Genomic DNA, 1,030 nt, shown 5'->3' with positions numbered 1-1,030 from the left:
GGATACCGCTGACTCTCCTGAAAAAGGAAGCTTGCCGATAAGTAATTCATACAACACAATTCCAAGCGCATAAATATCCGATTTTTTTGTTGCTGTACCACCACGAGCTTGTTCAGGTGATAAATAATGGACAGTGCCTAACACGGAATTGGTCTGGGTAAATGAAGTTGCACTCAAAGCCATCGCAATTCCAAAGTCCGTGATTTTAACATGATGGGTACCATCCATCAAAATATTTTGGGGCTTGATATCACGATGAATGATTTGATTTTGATGAGCATGTGCAATCGCAGACGTTAATTGCTTCATGATAGTTACAGCTTCATTCGGTGACAGAGGTGCTGCATCAGTAATATATTGTTTCAAGGTCTTCCCTTCAACAAATTCCATGACCAAATAGTGAATGTCCCCATCTTCACCTACATCGAAAATATTGACGATGTTCGGATGAGTCAAACTGGTAGCTGAAAGTGCTTCACGCTGGAATCTACGATGTAAATCATCTTCATTAGAGAAGTCGTATCGTAAGACTTTTATTGCGACATCCCGATCGAGAATCATGTCGTGTGCGAGGTAAACATTGGACATGCCCCCTCCACCGATCATTTCGAGAACTTTATATCGACCGCTGATTCTTTTGCCTAAGAGCACGACTACACCTCCTCTTTCGTATTTGTGATTAAAACGAGAGAGATGTTATCTTCTCCACCTTTTTCATTGGCAAGATTCACTAAACGGGATCCTTTTTCACCAACTGAAAGATTGGTCTTTAAAATATTCGTCATGTCATCCATTGATAATTTGTTACTTAATCCATCAGAACATAATAATAAGTAAGAATATGTAGGAATCTGAATTGAAATAAAGTCCGGCTCGATGCTTTTTTGCGTTCCTAATGATTTCGTAATCAAATTTTTCTTCGGATGACTTTCTGCTTCTTCTTCGCTGATTTCTCCACTTTCCACTAAGACATTAACAAAAGAATGGTCTCTTGTTAATTGCTTCATTTTCCCCTCATGCCATTCATAGG

General features: G+C 39.2%; 2 protein-coding genes. Both read right to left on the bottom strand.

Translation table 11 applies throughout. The annotated features are described in order from the left end of the window. A partial coding sequence (locus AC1DSB_RS19850; protein WP_477587489.1) for a protein kinase domain-containing protein occupies window positions 1–651 on the bottom strand: 651 nt, incomplete at its 3' end. Window positions 652–653: 2 nt separating this feature from the next. Next, window positions 654–1,030, bottom strand: a 377-nt coding sequence (locus AC1DSB_RS19845) for a protein phosphatase 2C domain-containing protein (RefSeq protein ID WP_477587488.1), incomplete at its 5' end; no start/stop codon positions are given.

The sequence above is a fragment of the Paenisporosarcina sp. P4_E4_2 genome, assembly GCF_056401595.1.
The sequence above is the reverse complement of the archived record's forward strand: the minus strand, read 5'-3'. Positions and strand labels throughout refer to the sequence as shown.